The 18,184-nt window shown below is 34.4% G+C and carries 15 protein-coding genes; 4 read left to right on the forward strand and 11 right to left on the reverse strand.

All coding sequences use genetic code 11. From position 1 onward, the window contains the following. Positions 1–75: 75 nt before the first annotated feature. Complete coding sequence (locus tag EKL96_RS13900) at positions 76–411, reverse strand: hypothetical protein (protein WP_317125149.1); 336 nt, start codon at positions 409–411, stop codon at positions 76–78. Between the two features lie 224 nt (positions 412–635). On the opposite strand from EKL96_RS13900, the gene uvrA reads away from it, so the two are divergent. Next, positions 636–3,431 (forward strand): excinuclease ABC subunit UvrA, encoded by a 2,796-nt coding sequence (uvrA, locus tag EKL96_RS13905; protein WP_126463402.1) that lies wholly within the window; start codon positions 636–638, stop codon positions 3,429–3,431. 3 nt (positions 3,432–3,434) lie between these two features. On the opposite strand, the gene EKL96_RS13910 is transcribed toward uvrA, so the two are convergent. The 7 genes from EKL96_RS13910 to EKL96_RS13940 all read right to left on the reverse strand — a co-directional run bounded on the left by EKL96_RS13910 (position 3,435) and on the right by EKL96_RS13940 (position 10,425). Continuing rightward, positions 3,435–3,734 (reverse strand): hypothetical protein, encoded by a 300-nt coding sequence (locus EKL96_RS13910; RefSeq protein WP_126463404.1) that lies wholly within the window; start codon positions 3,732–3,734, stop codon positions 3,435–3,437. Positions 3,735–3,936: 202 nt separating this feature from the next. Then, positions 3,937–5,397 (reverse strand): lipopolysaccharide biosynthesis protein, encoded by a 1,461-nt coding sequence (locus EKL96_RS13915; RefSeq protein WP_126463406.1) that lies wholly within the window; start codon positions 5,395–5,397, stop codon positions 3,937–3,939. A gap of 41 nt (positions 5,398–5,438) precedes the next feature. After that, complete coding sequence (locus tag EKL96_RS13920) at positions 5,439–6,728, reverse strand: glycosyltransferase family 4 protein (RefSeq protein ID WP_126463408.1); 1,290 nt, start codon at positions 6,726–6,728, stop codon at positions 5,439–5,441. Between the two features lie 2 nt (positions 6,729–6,730). Continuing rightward, a complete protein-coding gene (locus tag EKL96_RS13925; protein WP_126463410.1) occupies positions 6,731–6,958 on the reverse strand; it encodes a hypothetical protein in 228 nt (75 codons plus the stop codon). A 274-nt stretch (positions 6,959–7,232) separates the two neighbouring features. Next, on the reverse strand, positions 7,233–7,436 hold the full coding sequence (locus EKL96_RS14530; protein ID WP_233579320.1) for a hypothetical protein: 204 nt from the start codon (positions 7,434–7,436) through the stop codon (positions 7,233–7,235). A 235-nt stretch (positions 7,437–7,671) separates the two neighbouring features. Then, the gene (locus EKL96_RS13935) at positions 7,672–10,092 is read right to left on the reverse strand and encodes a YfhO family protein (RefSeq protein WP_126463412.1); all 2,421 of its coding nucleotides are present in this window, start codon (positions 10,090–10,092) and stop codon (positions 7,672–7,674) included. Positions 10,093–10,140: 48 nt separating this feature from the next. Continuing rightward, on the reverse strand, positions 10,141–10,425 hold the full coding sequence (locus tag EKL96_RS13940; RefSeq protein ID WP_126455421.1) for a DUF4834 family protein: 285 nt from the start codon (positions 10,423–10,425) through the stop codon (positions 10,141–10,143). Between the two features lie 123 nt (positions 10,426–10,548). Here EKL96_RS13940 and EKL96_RS13945 point away from each other — a divergent pair, with 123 nt between their 5' ends. After that, a complete protein-coding gene (locus EKL96_RS13945) occupies positions 10,549–11,433 on the forward strand; it encodes a transporter (RefSeq protein ID WP_199739629.1) in 885 nt (294 codons plus the stop codon). 144 nt (positions 11,434–11,577) lie between these two features. Here EKL96_RS13945 and EKL96_RS13950 read toward each other — a convergent pair whose 3' ends face one another. Then, positions 11,578–12,510: a peptidylprolyl isomerase gene (locus tag EKL96_RS13950; RefSeq protein WP_126463414.1), complete on the reverse strand. Its 933-nt coding sequence runs from the start codon at positions 12,508–12,510 to the stop codon at positions 11,578–11,580. 224 nt (positions 12,511–12,734) lie between these two features. On the opposite strand from EKL96_RS13950, the gene EKL96_RS13955 reads away from it, so the two are divergent. Then, positions 12,735–15,254 carry a M14 family metallopeptidase gene (locus tag EKL96_RS13955; RefSeq protein WP_126463416.1) on the forward strand — a complete coding sequence of 840 codons (2,520 nt, stop codon included), beginning with the start codon at positions 12,735–12,737 and terminating at the stop codon, positions 15,252–15,254. An 87-nt stretch (positions 15,255–15,341) separates the two neighbouring features. Here the strand turns inward: EKL96_RS13955 and EKL96_RS13960 are convergent, their stop codons facing one another. Together EKL96_RS13960 and EKL96_RS13965 are read right to left on the reverse strand one after the other, a co-directional pair. Next, positions 15,342–16,520, reverse strand: coding sequence for an MFS transporter (locus tag EKL96_RS13960; protein ID WP_126463418.1), 1,179 nt, complete (start codon positions 16,518–16,520; stop codon positions 15,342–15,344). A gap of 143 nt (positions 16,521–16,663) precedes the next feature. Further along, positions 16,664–17,200, reverse strand: coding sequence for a lipocalin family protein (locus EKL96_RS13965; protein WP_126463420.1), 537 nt, complete (start codon positions 17,198–17,200; stop codon positions 16,664–16,666). Between the two features lie 419 nt (positions 17,201–17,619). Between EKL96_RS13965 and EKL96_RS13970 the strand changes: the two genes are divergently transcribed. Further along, on the forward strand, positions 17,620–18,138 hold the full coding sequence (locus EKL96_RS13970; protein ID WP_126463422.1) for a GNAT family N-acetyltransferase: 519 nt from the start codon (positions 17,620–17,622) through the stop codon (positions 18,136–18,138). The last annotated feature ends 46 nt before the right edge of the window (positions 18,139–18,184 follow it).

The raw sequence follows: 18,184 nt of genomic DNA on the forward strand, positions 1-18,184 counted from the left end.
ATGTTCATTGAAATTTGTTAAAATTTTTCTTGTTTTTTCACATTTACAACACAAATAGCATGCCGATGAATACATTCAAGTTGTTTGTAATTTCAAAATATTTAGCAGAATAATCAAATTCGCCAATTTTATTTCTAAAACTCCACTAATTATTCGTTTTTTCCAAAACTGAAATTCCATATAACAACCAGTAAAAATCTTATTTCCAATCACTTTTACAGAACGAACAATAGTTTCATTTGGTGATGGATACAATTCCCAATTAGATCCATTAAATTCTAATAATCCCTCATTGTTTGCAAAGAAAACATAATGATTTTGATCTTGAGAAATCATCCAGTTTTGATTTCCTGCACCATAAGTAGTAGAGAAATATTTTACAATTGGCGGTAGCTCTTGCGAAAAACACAAAAAGATATTAAAAAAAGAAAAATGTATAATTTTGTTTTCAAAAGTTCTTGTTATTAATTTTTCAAAAATAAAATTAATAATAGTATTTATTTATTGGATTGAAAATATTAAAACGATACAAGAAGAAAAGCACTTTTCAACCGTGCTTTTAATGATTATTTGTGAGTTGTTCATTCCCTTTTCTCTGTTCAAAATTGATTACTTTTGTAAAAATTATCATTTTTATGCAAGTTGACCTTTCGAAACTAGATCCAAAGAAAAATATTATTATAAAAGGAGCGCAAGTACACAACCTAAAAAATGTAGACGTCGCCATTCCCCGCAATAAATTAGTGGTTATCACGGGACTTTCGGGTTCTGGAAAATCAAGCTTGGCTTTTGATACTTTATATGCCGAAGGACAACGCCGTTATGTAGAAAGTTTATCTTCGTATGCGAGACAATTTCTTGGACGATTGGATAAACCTAAAGTGGAATACATCAAAGGAATTGCTCCGGCAATTGCTATTGAACAAAAGGTGAATACTACCAATGCCCGCTCTACTGTAGGAACCTCAACCGAAATATACGATTATGTAAAATTGCTTTTTGCCAGAATTGGACGCACGTATTCGCCTATTTCTGGTCGGGAAGTCAAAAAAAATAACGTTACCGATGTCGTTACCGATGTCAAAACATTTGCAATAAACAGCAAATGGTTGCTGCTTGCTCCGATTCATCTGGAAGAAGGGCGAAAACTGGAAGACAAACTAAAGGTCCTATTACAGCAAGGTTTTGCCCGAATATTAGTGAATAACGAAATGGTTCGTCTGGACGACTTACCGGATTCACTAGATAAAAAAGAAATATTCTTAATCATTGACCGAATTGTAGTCAATCACGATACTTCCGGAGAAGAAGAATTCTACAATCGTCTTGCTGATGCGGTGCAAACTGCTTTCTTTGAAGGAAAAGGGATCTGCCATTTACAAGAATTAAACGCTGATAAAAAGTATTCCTACTCCAATAATTTTGAGTTGGATGGTATTACATTTCTAGAACCCAACGTTCATTTGTTCAGCTTCAATAATCCGTATGGAGCATGTCCCGTTTGTGAAGGATATGGAAATATTATAGGAATTGATTCCGAATTAGTCGTGCCAAATACCACTTTGTCTGTTTATGAAAACGCAATCTTCCCTTGGCGAGGAGAAAGTATGAGCTGGTTTCGCGACGAATTAGTAAATAATGCCTACAAATTTGATTTTCCAATACACAAACCGTATTATGAGTTGTCTGAGGATCAAAAAGAACTAATTTGGAATGGAAATAGCTACTTTCAAGGGCTGAATGATTTTTTTAAAGAACTGGAAGAAAAAAATTATAAAATTCAAAACAGAGTAATGCTTTCGCGCTATCGAGGCAAAACCAAATGCCATTCCTGCAAAGGAAAACGCTTGAGAGTAGAAGCTTCCTACGTGAAAATAAACGCAAAAACGGTTTCTGATTTAGTTGATTTACCGATTAAACATCTGGTAACCTTTTTCGAAAACATTGATTTAGATGTGTATGAAAAGCAAATTGCGAAGCGATTAATGGTTGAAATCAACAACCGTCTATCGTTTTTAACCGAAGTAGGATTAGACTACCTTACATTAAACAGAAATTCTGCAACACTTTCTGGAGGTGAATCACAACGCATCAACTTAGCCACTTCATTAGGGAGCAGCTTAGTGGGTTCAATGTATATCTTGGATGAACCCAGTATTGGTTTACATCCAAAAGATACAGAACGTTTGATAAAAGTATTGTTATCGTTACGCGATTTAGGCAATACGGTCATTGTGGTAGAACACGATGAGGATATCATGAAAGCCGCTGATATGATTATTGATATAGGTCCGGAAGCAGGAACTTTAGGCGGGCATTTAGTCGCGCAGGGAACCTATGATGAAATACTAAAATCTACTTCACTTACTGCGAAATATCTAAACGGTGATTTAGAAATTAGCGTCCCTAAAAAACGAAGACTTTTCAAGAATTTTATTGACATAAAAGGAGCACGAGAAAATAATTTACAAAATATTGATGTTACTTTTCCACTGGATGTATTAACGGTTATTACAGGAGTTTCTGGAAGTGGAAAAAGTACGCTTGTTAAGAAAATCCTTTTTCCGGCCATGCAAAAAAAGTTGGAAAACGCAGGTGAAAAAGCGGGACAATTTACTGAAATGACCGGTTCTTTTGCTCAAATTAAACACATAGAATACGTAGATCAAAACCCAATAGGAAGAAGTTCCCGTTCTAATCCGGTGACGTATATCAAGGCGTATGATGATATCCGAGAATTGTATGCTAAACAAAAACTATCAACGATTAGAGGCTATCAAGCCAAACATTTTTCTTTTAATGTTGATGGAGGGAGATGTGAAACATGTAAAGGAGAAGGTGCTATCAACGTAGAAATGGTTTTTATGGCTGATGTACAATTACCTTGTGAAACCTGCAACGGGAAACGATTCAAAAAAGAAGTACTGGAAGTAGCTTTTGAAAGCAAAAACATTCATGATATTCTTACAATGACCATAGACGATGCGATTGCGTTTTTCAATACTAATAAACAACCTAAAATAACTCAAAAATTACAGCCTTTGCAAGATGTGGGATTGGGATATGTTCAATTAGGCCAATCATCTTCTACTCTGTCCGGAGGCGAAGCCCAACGAATAAAACTGGCTTCATTCTTAGTGAAAGGAGCTACAAAAGACAAAGCCTTATTTGTTTTTGACGAACCTACAACGGGACTGCACTTTCATGACATCAAAAAATTATTAGCGTCTTTCGATGCATTGATTGATAAAGGACATTCAATTATTGTTATTGAACACAACCTTGATTTAATAAAATGTGCGGATTGGATTATTGATTTGGGGCCTGAGGGCGGGGAAAATGGCGGGAAATTATTGGCGGTAGGAACTCCGGAACAAGTTGTTAAAATAAAAGAATCTGTTACGGGAAAATATTTGAAAGATAAATTATAAATATTATCCCATATAACATTTCTCTTCAAAAGTATTTCCATCTTCATCAATAGCTACAAGTATTTTTTTAGCTTTTGAGGAAACCTGTGTAATATAAATCCAGGCGATGGACCACAGTCCTAATGTAATGCAACAGATACAAAAATTAAAAAGATGATCTACTTTTTTTCTTTTTTTCAATAAAATAGCGAAGGGCAACTTGTCGTTTCGTTCCAACACTATAAATCCATGGTTGGTTTTATTTTCCAGGATGGAGGAAAACTTTATAAAATTCTCCTCGGTTATACTTGTATTGCTTTTCATATTATTTCAGATAATTTATCTCTAATTTTTTTACTAGTAGTGACAAAATGACGTTTACAAAAATAATGGCAATTTTAGAACTTCACAATACCCACTTTTAGTGATATTTTGCATTTCTATTTTTTATTAAATATAAAAAAAATAATTATAAATACATGAAAATAAGCGACTTAATACGTAACAATCCGAAAATAAATAATATTTAGGTGAATTTTTTTACAACCAAATTCAGAGCTTCGTTTATCTCTATTGAAATAACAAACTTGTAATTAATATAAATATATAAAATGGCTACTAAAATAGATTTTAATCCTATGCTTATGATTGGATGAAAAGGAAATTCCCAGAAATAAAACATCAAGAACAATACAAAAGTTATCGCAAGAGAATATAATGTCTGTATTGTAAACGGATACAAGTGCATACGCTTGACTACAAAAAGCAGTTTGGCCAAACTATACAGCGTTATTGATAACAAAGTAGCTACTGCAGTTCCTGTTATAGCATATCTTGGTATAAAAAACATATTCAGTCCTATTGTTAGAAAAACAAGTAATAAACCTAAAAACAAGACCATACGGTAGTATTTTGAATTAAAAATAATAGCATTATTATTTCCTAAAATCAAATCAAAATATTTAGAAATCCCTATCAAAAATACCACTAGAATTCCTCCACTATACTCTTTTGGAACCATTACATACAACTGGTTGATATTGACAAAAATACACAGCATTACAAAACCACCTACAACTTGCAAATTAATTGAAGTCTTTTTGTACAAATCATTTAATTCATCCTGCTTATTCTCATGCATTAACTTAGCCGTTATGGGATATGTAATTTGATGCATCGCCCTACTGGGAACTGCTATGACAGATGCAATATAAGTAGCAACGGAATAATAGGCTATATTCTCAATTTTAATGTATTGATTCAGCATAATTTTATCAATATCCAACAACATAACCGCAACACTACCTGATAAAATAATGAAAAAAGTATATACTAAAACATCTTTCACATTTTGAGGAATGGAAAACTGAAATACAGGTTTTTTTATTCGGAAAGCATAAAACATCGTTATAGCAAAAGCCAGAAAATAAATAATAGCAGTAACATAAATAAATTGTACCACTGTAATCCATTTATAATAGACTCCAATCAAAGCAAATAAAGAAAATAATCTTAGCCCTACCTCTTTCACAAAATTTCCAAAAACCGAATGCATGTGCACTCTGGCCCAAGCATAAAAAATCTCGAAATAAGCCATACTAAGTCCTATAAATGGAATAAGCCATAAATAATCTTTAACTACAGGATTTTCTTTGCTCAAGTATAATGAAATAGGTTCAAAAAAGAATAATCCAATCAATACTAAAGGGATACACAACAAGAAAGGAATTAGTACAGTAAACGAGAGAAACTTGGAGCGTTCTTCTTCTGTTTTATACTGAGTATAAAACTTCACCAACGTATTTTGCATACCAAAAGCCAATAAAGGCATAATGATATTTGCCCAAGAAAGAATGTAGTTTGTTAAGGCATAAAATACTGTTCCTAAAAAAAACGGATACAAATAAAGTGTATTTATTGCCCCAATACCAAAACCAAAATAGGTAATTATTGTATTCTTTAAAGATTGATTTAATACTATTCCCATTTCTTTATCATTGCGAGACACAAAGCAATCTCACTTTTAATTTATATTTTATTAAGCAGTTCAACCAATTCTTTGGTAAGATTTTTTCTGGAATAACGCTGTAATCCAACTCCATTTACTTGCAATTTACCTTCCAAAAACTGATTATAAAAGTCCAAAATTACACTTTTAAGTTTCATTTTCTCCGAATAATCAAAAAATATGCCTGTGTTGGTAGTGGTAATAATTTCGGCAAAATCAGAACCTTTGGGACCAATTGCAATAATTGGACGGTTGGAAACCATATATTCAAATAATTTCCCAGGGATAATGCTTTTAGTCTCTTCAGAATTAATTTCGACAAGCAACAAAACCTGGGATTTTCTTTGATGTGCAATCGCTTCTGCATGCGAAACATACCCCAAATTATTCAAATAGGAATTTAACCCGAATTGTGTCATAGTTTCCAAAACTTCTTGACTGACTGCTCCGATTAGCTTTATTTCTACATGCGATTTGAACTCCGGAATCTCATGAATCAATTCAACCAAACTCTCCCATAAAATCAGAGGATTTCTCTCGGAAAGAAAAGAACCAATGTGCGCCAAAGAAAATTTAGAATCTAACGCTTGTTTTTCGACTTGCTCCGTATCATACCCATTGGTGATAACCGCAATGGGCTTAGCGGTAATCGCCTGGAATTCGGTTTTGGTGGTTTTGCTCGTTACTATAATGGTATCGGCTGTATTCAAAACCTGGTGTTCTAGTGCTTTGTGTTTTTTAGCAGCAAAACTCGACAATCGCAAGGATTTGTGATACCCAATAGTGGTCCATGGATCCCTGAAATCAGCAAACCATTTTAAATCTAATTTCTGTTTTAATTCTAATCCAATAAGATGCAGACTGTGCGGTGGTCCCGAAGTAACAATGGTATCAATATTATTTTCTACAATATATTTCTCCAGATAAGCAACTGATGGTTTTACCCAAAAAACACGCGCATCGGGAATAAAAAGATTCCCGCGAATCCAAAGAAACGTTTTATCCAGAAAAGATTGTTTTTTTTGATTTGGAATAATCCCGGAACTGATTTTTTGGGTTTTGTTTTTCGAAAGAAACGAAGCCAGTTGATACGGTTCAAAAATTTTCTGTTTCAGAATAATGGTCTTATCCGAAACTTCTTTAACCAAGTTTTCATCAACAATAGGATACGTTGGATTCTCCGGAATATACACAATCGGCTGAATGCCAAAATCTGGCAAATACTTAACAAACTTTAGCCAACGTTGTACCCCAGGTCCTCCAGCCGGTGGCCAATAATAGGTAATTATTAAAATTTTTTTTGGTTCCAAGTTTAGGATTTTGTTGTAATTGATTTTAAATCCGTAAAAAACAAAGTACTGTTTTGATACAATCCTTTTGAAATAATGTAAAAAGCCGGTAAAGCGGGGATTACTGAATAATATTTAAATTTGTCAGGTATAAATAAGTAAATACCAAACAATACTCCAAAAATAAAACCTAATAAAAAAAGTAACAACAATATTTGTTGAAACGATTTTAAACCGAATAATTCTATCATAATTTTAATAAATATTTTTGTTATTTAGTTTCTCCAACTCTTCAATATCTAGTTGATCTTTAAGTCTATTAGCTGCTTTTTTGGAAATAATCAAATTATCATAATCAATAAAAAACACTGGAATTCCATCTATATCTATGATATTTGCTTTTTCTAAAAGTACTACAAAAGGCTAATTTTCTAAACCTTTAACAGAAGTCATAATATCCAATCTAAAATTAATATTTAGAGTGAAATCTGTCCGACCCGGAATAAATTGCATTGTATTAATACTTTAAAAATCACCTAAACCAATTTGTTTGATCGCATTTCTTAAATTTCCACGATTAGCAATCGTATCTTCAATGAAAATATCAATATCTCCTGTGTTTCTTCCGTAGCCGTAAATATTTACTGCAAATCCACCGATAGTTAAATAGTTTACCTTGTTTTCTGACAAGTACTTCCAAACATCTATTATTTGTTTATGCATATTCATTTCAAATTATTTTGATTTTGAATATTTCTTTGCTGCCTTTAATAAGCAAGATATTTCGATTATTGCCATCAGTTTTTCAAAACGTTGCTGATAAGTCAATCCTCTTGTTTCCTCAACATATCTAGCCTCCTTTACTGTTGATGTTCGTGATTTAATTTGACTTTACCCATTGCATTAAAAATTTAGAATGTATTCGAAATTTATTAGATCAAATTTACAAATAAATATCAGACAGCTAACGCCTTTTTTTTCTTTCAAAATAAATCCCACCAATCAAAAGCAACAACATTCCTATGGAACTTACCAACGTAATCGTGCTTCCGGTTTTTATAACTTGAGGTTCAAACTTGAATTCTATTTTGTGTTGCCCCCCTGGAAGAACTAGTGCTCTCAATACATAATCAACAGGGAAATGAACTGTTTTTACGCCATCAACATAGGCATTCCATCCCTTTTCATAATATATTTCAGAGAAAACTGCCAAAGCATATTTAGTATTATTAGCAGTATATTTAAGATAATTGGGTTTGTAAACGTCTAATTGAATGGTTCCACTGGTATCCCATCTCCTTTTCAATCCAACATTTCTAAACTTAGATCCATGCTCATGCCGGTTAAATATTGCGACATCTTTAGTATCTAGTTGTCCTAAAGATTTCATCTCATCATCAGGGGTATTAACTACTTTCACACTGCTTACAAACCAGGCATTCCCATTGGCATTTGGGTTCGAAGTTGGAAATTCTTTTCCTTCCTTATCCGTCTGAATTACATACTTGACATTTAGCATGTTTAGGATTTCCATATTATTATTGGCAATTTGATAATCAAATAATTGTTGCATTCTTCGCGGCTTCACGGCACTGTAGCCACCAATTGATTTATGAAAATAAGAAGCACGTGCGCTGGACAAGTTTCCACTTACTTCAAAAACTCTGTAATGAGTTGTATCCTTGAGAATTTCAACATCGGAAGCTGTTTCCTGAAATGGGACTTCCACTTCCCTGCCGCTGACAAAATCTTTTCCTGACACATAATTTTTATCAACAAAAAACAAATCAAAAACCATCAATAAGCCTACAAGTATAATAGCGGTTTTCTGAGCAAACCTATCTTTAATAAACAACCATAAAATACCCGCTGTAATTACTATCAAGAAACCAGATCGCAATAAATCAGCACTATACAAACTCATTCGGTCCTGTTTTAAGGCATTAACAAAGTCAGGTCCGTAACTTTGTTGATAATACGCATCATTACCTCCAGAGAAACTAAACATACTTTTACTAAAAAACAAGATCAGTATTAATCCCAGCCCTAAAACACCGGTCTCCATTACGGCTTTCTTTTGTAGTTTTTTGTCCAATGTAAAGAAAGACTGCAATCCCATAATAGCCAGAACAGGAAAACACAATTCAAGAATAACTTGTATGGAGGAAACTGCTCTAAATTTATTGTACATAGGAATATAGTCAATAAAAAAATCAGTCACTAAAGGAAGATTCTTCCCCCATGAAAGTATCAAAGCAACTACAGCTCCAGAAAGGAATACATATTTTATTTTGCGTGTATCAATAAACAAGGCCATAATAGCCAAAAAGAAAACCACTATACCAATGTATGCGGGAGCAGCAACTATGGGTTGATCTCCCCAATAGGTTGGCATTCCTGAAACAAAATCAGTTGCCTGATCTTCTGGTACGCCCTTGCCCACCATTAGTTCAAACATATTACTGTCTTTTCCTACTGCCTCATTATTTGAGCCTCCAAAAAGTCGGGGCGCTATCAGATTAAAACTTTCCATAATTCCATAACTGTATTCCGTTATGTACTCATACGTCAAGGCGCTATTACTATCCTTTTTTGAACCATCAGGATTAAAGGTTAATTCACTTTTCCCTCGAGTACTAAAATCTGCATATTCGGCAGTAGCTAATAAATTAGTCGCATTGGTGCCAATAGCAAATATTCCCGCAACCGCAAGTATTCCAAATGAATACAGTAGCGATTTATAGTCTTTTTCTTTTACTTGCTGGTACACAAAACATATAGAAAGAATCAATAAGAAAATCAATAAATAATAGGTCATCTGGAAGTGATTCGCATTGATTTCTAATGCTGTCGCAAAAAGCGTAATCAAACCTCCAAGAATATATTTTTTTTGAAACACCAAAATAAATCCAGCAATAACCAGTGGCATATACGCAATAGCGTGTGCTTTAGCATTATGACCAACTCCAAGAATAATTATCAAATAGGTAGATAAACCAAAGGCTAATGCACCAAAAAAGGCTTTCAAGGGATCCACTTTTAATACCAGCATCAAGCCATAAAATCCAAGAAAATATAAAAATAAATAATCCGCAGGACGCGGTAAAAATCGCAATGCATCGTCTATCTCACCAATATAATCGTGAGGATATTTGGCTCCTAGTTGATAGGTTGGCATACCACCAAATGCGGAATTAGTCCAATACGGCTCCACATCATCGGTGGCTCTAAAGTCATTTTGCTCTTTGGCCATTCCTGTATATTGCACAATATCAGACTGGAAAATTTGCTTTCCTTGCAACACAGGATAAAAATATAGCAGAGAAATCACAACAAAACCAAGTATGGCTATGGCGTGTGGATAGAACTTATTTATTATTTTCAATGTAAAATGGTTTGGATTATAGTAAAAATGATGCTAATAATGACAAATTTAATCTATTTCTTCGTAATCTACATAATCGCCCACTTTTTTGGTTTCGCGTGGGTTTTTAGTATTTGCTGTTGTGTAAAGAACTTCTTCCTCCTTAGATTGCGTTTTTTGCCACGTATTCTCTTGTGCATACTGCTGTTGCTTCTGCATGTTTTCGCCTGCTTTCTGCACTACTTTTTTTACTAATAATGGCAGAAATAATTTAGCCAAAAATCTAAAAATATAATAGAAAGCAATCATATAAAAAAGTGCTTTTATAAAACCCGTAAATGAAGCTGTTTGCATATAAGTGTAATTTTTTCCAAAATTAATAAATCAACTGTTCAAAATTAAACTATCTCTCTTAAATAAATAATAAAATATAGTACATTTGAAAAGCGTTGTTACTTTTTAACTAAAAAAAATAAGATGTCCAAAATCAAAATCTTACTAATTGTAGCTCTCTCAATGATTCCAAGTATTCATTATGGGCAACATACGGATCAAATCAATTCGAACAGACCGGGTGAAACCATGTCGGCTTTTGCTGTTGGAAAGTCTGTTATCCAAATAGAAACTGGTGTTTACGGGATCAAACAAAACCATCGTTTATTGAACTATGATGCAAACGGTTTTGGGATTGATGCCACATTGCGATGGGGATTATTCATGGAAAAGCTGGAATTGATAGCCGATATACAATACCAAAACGAACTGTACACTTCTTTATTCAACAAAACCAATCGTGCAGACTTCAAGCAAACGGTTCTGGGAGCTAAATATTTAGTGTATGATCCTTTCCGGAATTATGAAAAAAAAACAAACCTCTACAGCTGGAAAGCCAATCAAAGTTTTGACTGGCATCAATTAATTCCTGCTGTATCTATATTTGCAGGAGCTAATTTTACGATGGCAGACAATCCCTATTCTTTTTCCCCTGAATCCAGTATATCTCCAAAAATTATGTTGATTACCCAAAACCACTTAGGCGATGGCAGGTGGGTTTTTGTGACGAATATCATTGCTGACTATATTACTACTGAATTCCCGAGTTATGGCTACGTGGTAACTTTGACTAGAGGGTTTAATGACAAATGGTCCGGATTTGTAGAAAATCAGGGGTTCAAAAGTGATTTTTACAGCGATGCAATTGTTCGTGGTGGCGCTGCTTATTTGTTAAATAAAGACATGCAAATTGATGCCTCAATAAGTACAAGTCTTAAAGATACTCCATCTGCACTGTATGGAGGTATTGGTTTTTCCTGGCGCTATGATGCCAATTACCAAGAAGTAAGAATAAATATTGACAATTAAGTATTCCGATAAAAAAGCCTTAAAAATAAGCGAAAAAATATAAAAATAAGTACAGTAAAATAAGCGGTATAAAAGAATCCCAAAACTTTCGTTTTGGGATTCTTTGTATTTGTCTTTTCTAGTCGCTGAAAAGAGTACTAAAAACTATTTTACTTCCATCAATTCTACATCAAAAATCAAAGTAGCATTTGGCGGAATTGCTCCTCCGGCACCACGAGATCCATACCCTAAATGAGATGGAATCACAAAACGTGCTTTGTCACCTACACGCAACAAGGCAATTCCTTCATCCCAACCCTCAATAACCTGACCTTGCCCCAATCTAAATTCGATTGGTTTTTTTCTTGGATAAGAGGAATCAAACACTTTTCCATTCTCTAATGAACCTTCATAGTGAACAGCAACGGTTTTTCCGCTTTCTGCTTTTTTACCTTCTCCTCTTTGGATGAATTGGTAACGCAGTCCACTTTCTGTTTTTTCAAAACCCGCAGCTAATTTTTCCATCGCAGCTTCAGCATCGGCTTTCAAAGTGGCATCACGTTTGTTCCGTGATCCCTTAAAGCTAATAAAAGCTTCAATTGCATTCCAATTTTTAGCTTCATCTCCTACTCTAACGATCTCTAAAGTCTCTAAAACATCGCCTTGAGCGATAGCATCAACGACATCCTGACCTTCAACTACATGACCAAAAACAGTATGCTTATTATCCAGCCATTCCGTAGGAATGTGTGTAATGTAAAATTGAGAACCATTCGTTCCTGGTCCTGAATTGGCCATCGCCAAAACACCCGGACAATCATGTTTTAGACTTGGATGAAACTCATCATCAAATTTGTACCCTGGATCTCCAGTTCCTGTTCCTTGTGGACAACCGCCTTGTACCATAAAATCAGGAATTACTCTGTGAAATTTTAATCCATTATAAAACTTAACTCCTTGTGGTTTAACTTTATTTTCTAAGTTACCTTCTGCTAATCCTACAAAGTTCCCAACTGTACCAGGAGTCAAATCGTGTGTTAGTTTTACTAAAACAGCCCCTTTTGTGGTGTTGAACTTAGCATATATTCCGTTTTCCATTGCTTTTTAATTTTTATTGAAATGCAAATTTACAAAATTAATTTATTTGAACCTATTCACTAAAACGTTACATTTGATAAATCATCTTGAAATTTCTTCCAATTTTCTGTCTTAAAAAGGATCCTATTTAAAGCCACTTGAAATTTAATCTTTGATGTAATTCTAACACAACCTGTATTCAAATGATTCTTTTTATACCGTCACCACTAAAAACCTATTTATCTATGAAATCTATTTATTACCTTTTATTCTTTTTTAGTTTCATTTGCAATGCACAAGAAAGACCAGTACCACTAGCGTATTTTTTGCCGCAAAACGAAACGTACAATGACAAAATTCCGACACCTAAAAGTGTTTTTAATTTTGAATTAGGAGAAATGCATACTGATCACAATCAAGTAGTTCACTTTATGGAAGCTATTGCAAAAGCTTCTGACAGAGTGCAAATAGAAACAACCGGTTACACTTATGAAAACCGTCCACTACAATTACTTACCATTTCAAGTCCTGAAAATTTAGCAAAAATTGATGAAATTCATAGAAAACACCTCGCTTTATCGGATTCAGATACTAATGCTTCGGATGTATCTAATTTGCCTATCGTACTCTATTTAGGCTATTCAATCCATGGAAATGAATCCAGCGGAACCGGTGCCGCAATTGCTCTGACCTATTATCTTACAGCCTCAGAAAGTCCTGAACTAAAGAAAATGCTGGATAATACGATTATTCTATTAGATCCAAGTTTAAATCCAGATGGTTTGCATCGTTTTTCAACTTGGGTGAACAGCCATAAAAGTAAAAACTTAGTAACAGATCCTAATGACCGAGAATTTAATGAAGCATGGCCAGGCGGAAGATTTAATCACTACTGGTTTGACATGAACAGAGACTGGCTTCCCGTTCAACTTCCTGAAAGTCAGGCGCGCATTAGGACTTTTAGGAAATGGATGCCAAATGTATTGTGTGATTTTCACGAAATGGGAACTAATTCGACTTACTTTTTTCAGCCGGGAGTTCAAAGTCGCACCAACCCACTCACTCCTGAATTAAACCAAAAACTAACCAAAAAAATTGCAGGCTACCATGCCAAAGCATTGGATAAAATTGGAAGTTTTTATTATGTCGAAGATGGTTTTGATGACTTTTATTACGGCAAAGGATCTACCTATCCTGACATCAATGGAGGTATCGGTATTTTATTTGAACAAGCGAGTTCAAGAGGACATGCCCAACAAAGCGTAAACGGAATAATCACTTTTCCATTTACCATCAAAAATCAATTTACAACCAGCTTGTCATCAGTACAGGCTGCGTATGAAATGCGAAAAGAGTTGCTGGAATACCAACGCGATTTTTTTACTAATTCCAGTGCCGAAAGTAAAAGAAACAAAACAAAAGGCTATGTATTTGGAGACGAAAAAGATGCTACTAAAGTTCAAGAACTCGCCAAAATACTAAGCCAGCATAAAATTGAAATGCTGCAATTGAAAGAAGACATCACCATCAACAAAAAGAATTTCAGTAAAGATTTGAGTATTATTATTCCCATGGAACAAAAAAACTCAAAGCTCATACACGCTATTTTTGATAGACAAACCAAGTTCAAAGACAGTATCTTTTATGACATTTCAGCATGGAATTTTGATCTGGCTTTCAATTTAAATTTTGAGGAACTGAATTCCCTTTCACAAGCCGGGGCACGTTACGAAAATGTATTGAAACCCGGAACGGTCAATCAAAAAAGTGATGTAGGATACCTAATCGAATGGACAGACTACAATTCTCCTAAACTTTTATACCAATTACAGGCCAAAGGACTGCGTATAAAAACCACTAAGAAACCATTTGTCCACAACGGAAAAACTTTTTCCTATGGGAGTTTGTTAGTACCTGTTCAGAATCAGACAATGAGTTCAGATGAAATGTATGCGTACCTGAACCAAATTATCCCGGAATACGCTATTGCTATTACCGCCGTAGAAACCGGGTTTACTGATGGTGCCAATTTAGGAAATCCCAATCTAGTCAATCTTACCATGCCTAAAGTAGCTATGGTCGTGGGACGTGGTGTTGATCCATCAGATGCGGGAGAATTATGGCATTTATTTGATCAAAAAGCACAAATTCCATTGACTAAAATAGATATGGAACAACTACAAAGAGTGACTCTAAGTGGTTATACGACTTTGATCATGGTCAATGGAAATTATGGTGGACTTTCACCAGCTACAGCAGCTAAAATAGAGCAATGGACTCAAAGTGGAGGAACTTTAATTGCGTATCAGGATGCTATTAAATGGCTGAATGATAGTAAATTAATTGAATTAACTTTGAAAACTACTAAAAATGAAGCTAAAGCAATTTCATTTGAACAAACTAGTGATTTCAAGGGAGCACAAGAGATTGGCGGGGCAATATTTGAAACCAGATTAGATTTATCACATCCTATTAATTATGGAATGCCACGAAATACGATGCCTATTTTCAGAAACTCCTCTATTTTTATTGAACCCAATAAAAACAGTTTTGGTAATCCAATCCAGTATACTAAAAATCCATTGTTGAGCGGTTACATTTCGAAACCAAAACTGGAGTTGTTAAAAGAAACCGTACCGTTTCAAGCCATTCGAAAAGGAGATGGAGCTATTTTAATTTTCACAGACAATACTAATTTCCGAGCCTTCTGGCTGGGAACAGAAAAATTATTTTGGAATGCTGTTTTCTTTGGCAAACTCATGTAAAAAACTATATTCTTTTTAAAGTATTTCAGAGTATTATAAAAAAAGCGCAAAGTATTTTGACTTTGCGCTTTTTTTATAATACTCAATTCATTGTACTTTTTGCACTTTGTCTTTGCGTTTATAAGTAACTGCATACACAGTTAATGCTAATAATGACAAAATAATGCAACCCAAAGTAACAGCCTTCCAGCCTCCATATTTCCATAACATCAAACCATAAGCTGAACCTGCCGCAGTTCCTAAAAAACTAAACGACATATACACGGTGTTCATACGGTTTCGTGCCTCTGGAAGTATTGAATATACACGGGTTTGATTTGAAATATGAACACTTTGTAAACCAATATCAATACAGACAATCCCTGTAATTATTCCGATAATACTTTGTGCTGAAAAATAAAAAATAACAAAACTGACTAACATCAATAAACTGCCATATCCCACAACAACTCTAGAACTGCCTTTGTCTCCGATTTTACCTACCAAAGGTGCCGCTAATGCTCCGGAAGCGCCCACCACGCCAAAAAGACCTATTGTTGCGCTATTAAAATGAAAAGGATCATCAGAAAGCAATAACACCATTGTGGTCCAAAACGCTCCAAATTGAGCAAAACAAAATACATTCATCACGGTTGCTTCTCGCAATAACGGTTGGGTTTTTATCAAAGAAAAAAGCGATTGGATTAATTGCGCATAAGTTCCCCCGAATACTGGTTGATTGAATGGAAATTGCTTGTAGATTACAAAAAAAATAAAAAGACATATTCCGGCGGCTATCCAAAACATGGCTCGCCAGCCCCAAATATCTCCAATAAAGCCGCTAAGGGTTCTAGACAATAATATCCCCACAAGCAAACCACTCATAATGGTCCCTACCACTTTACCCCGTTCTTCCGGCTTACTTAAAGAGGCAACCAAAGGTAAAATCAATTGTGGCACTATAGAAGTAATACCTATAAGTAATGAAGCAATTTCTAGCACCACAAAACTTTGGGCAGTAGCCGCAATAATCAAGGCTATTACTGAGGCAAAAGTGGTGATTAAAATCTGTTTTTTACGTTCAATCTTATCGCCAAGCGGAACCATAAAAAAAAGTCCAATAGCATAACCTGCTTGCGTCAGGTAGGTTATTGTACCGGAATCCGTTACGGGGATTTTAAATTCGGCTGCTATTAAAATAATTAAGGGTTGGCAATAATAGAGGTTGGCAACAATAAGTCCAGTGCAGGCTGCCATAAACAAAACACTTGATTTGGATAAATTCATGTGACAAAAATACTATTCTAATTTTTCCTGAAAAAATTAATAAATATTTTTTTTCATACATTCCTGCACAATTTACGGCTTCAATTGGAACGTACTAAGTACCAATTATTGAAAATAAGCAAGTACGTTTTCAATTGTATCAATTAATTGTGTTGGACCCAAATGAGCTGGGAAGTATTGTAGCCAAGGTCTTGTGCTGTTTTTAGATACTCTTGTTTTATATTTTGAGGCATTGTTTTATCTCGTGAAAGAAACCATAAATTCTTAAGACTTCTCCCAGCCATCAAAGCATATTTATAATCCGAATCAAGTGCTATAATGGTGTACCCTGAATAAAATGGACCAAAAAAAGAAACTTTTAATTTTCCGGTGTTTGAATCGCCCGCAAACTTGACCTTGCCTGTAGCTGCAACGTATTTGTTCTTTATAAAATTAAAACCCCGATTTATCACTTTAAGACTTCCATCCTTATTGAGTGAATATTTAGCTGTGGTATTGTTTAAATTTTTTTCAAAAACAAAATCCAGCCGTGCAATTTCGTACCAGTTGCCTAGAAATTTGTCTTTATCAAAATTTTGTATTGCCTTTACCTTTTTAGGTGTAGAGTGGCACAGATTCATTACGAATAAAGTTACTGAGAGCAATGTTAGACTTCCTAAGGCCAGAATTTTCTTTTTCATGATCTATCTTTAGATATCAAAATTCAGAAATAAAAAACTGTAAATCAATACAATTTAGAATACTTTAGGATTTGTTTTGGGTATTGCGCTCGAATAATTTACACACTTATGAAACATAAAAAACGTATTTTATCTATTGACAAATAGTGTTAGATGCCCACCACCGCTATCATTGTTAAATTTGACTCTAGTTTAATTTCAGGAATTGCTGTAGTCTTTTTTTTATTCAACAGTTCTATTCTGTCATTCCATAAACGTTCCAAAAGTTGATTCATTTGTACTCTACAGCTTCTTTTGAGTATAAAAAAACACTCTTTTATAGACCAAAGCTAAAAAAAAACGAAAAAAAAAACCTAATTTAGTACCCTTTGTAAGCGGCAGAAATACTTTAGCGAATACCCTAAAAAACTTAAATTACGATGATCAAGTATCACTTTAGAAAAGCAGAACCCTCTGAGATATCTCCAATATGGGAGATATTACAACAAGCTATCATTCGAAGAAAAAAAGACGGCAGCAATCAATGGCAAGACGGTTACCCAAATCCAGAGGTTGTACAAAAAGATATAGAAAAAGGGGAAGGATTTGTTTTGGTTGAAGGAGAAACCATTATTGGTTATAGCGCGGTACTAATCAATGACGAACCCGCTTATGAGAAAATTGAAGGAAACTGGTTAACCAATGATGATTTTGTTGTACTTCACCGCGTAGCTATTGCTGAAAAGTATTTAGGCAAAGGCTTGGCTAAAATGATTCTCAGACACATTGAGGATTTTGCGGTAAGCAACCTCATTTACAGCATAAAAGCAGACACCAATTTTGACAACATTGCCATGATAAAAATTTTTGAAAGTTCAGGTTATACCTATTGTGGTGAAGTTTATTTTAGAGGAAGCCCACGAAAAGCATACGAGAAAGTCTTGGCTAGACAGAACTAATTACAATTCTGAAAAACTTAGTATTAAAATTTAAAAACCGCAAATT

The sequence above is a fragment of the Flavobacterium sp. LS1R10 genome (assembly GCF_003968825.1).
In the GTDB taxonomy this organism is placed as follows: domain Bacteria; phylum Bacteroidota; class Bacteroidia; order Flavobacteriales; family Flavobacteriaceae; genus Flavobacterium.